This is a genomic window from Adlercreutzia sp. DFI.6.23 (assembly GCF_024462535.1).
In the GTDB taxonomy this organism is placed as follows: domain Bacteria; phylum Actinomycetota; class Coriobacteriia; order Coriobacteriales; family Eggerthellaceae; genus Adlercreutzia; species Adlercreutzia rubneri.
Map to the genome: position 1 here is coordinate 1 of NZ_JANGBP010000648.1, position 294 is coordinate 294.

The following is a 294-nucleotide window of genomic DNA, read 5'->3' on the forward strand; positions in this document are numbered from 1 at the left end:
CTGATGATAGTCATGTACATTATTATAAAGGAGATGTCTTAGAATCGGATAGTTTGCTTCCCTTTTTTGCGAACTTACAAGATAAAGAAGTGTATCTATTGCATGCCGCAGGGATTGTTGATATTCAAAGAAAAGTATCCACTAAACTTTATGATGTGAATGTCTTAGGCACAAAAACGATGCTGCAATTCGCAAAGCAATATCATATAAAGCGTTTCTTATACACCAGCTCTGTACATGCTATACCCGAAAAAACGTATCCGCAAATAATTACTGAGGTGCATCACTTTGATG

Annotated in this window: 1 protein-coding gene; it reads left to right on the top strand. The window is 36.1% G+C overall.

The genetic code is table 11. The features are described 5' to 3' along the window. A partial coding sequence (locus NE591_RS14920) for an NAD-dependent epimerase/dehydratase family protein (RefSeq protein ID WP_256157064.1) occupies positions 1 to 294 on the top strand: 294 nt, incomplete at both ends.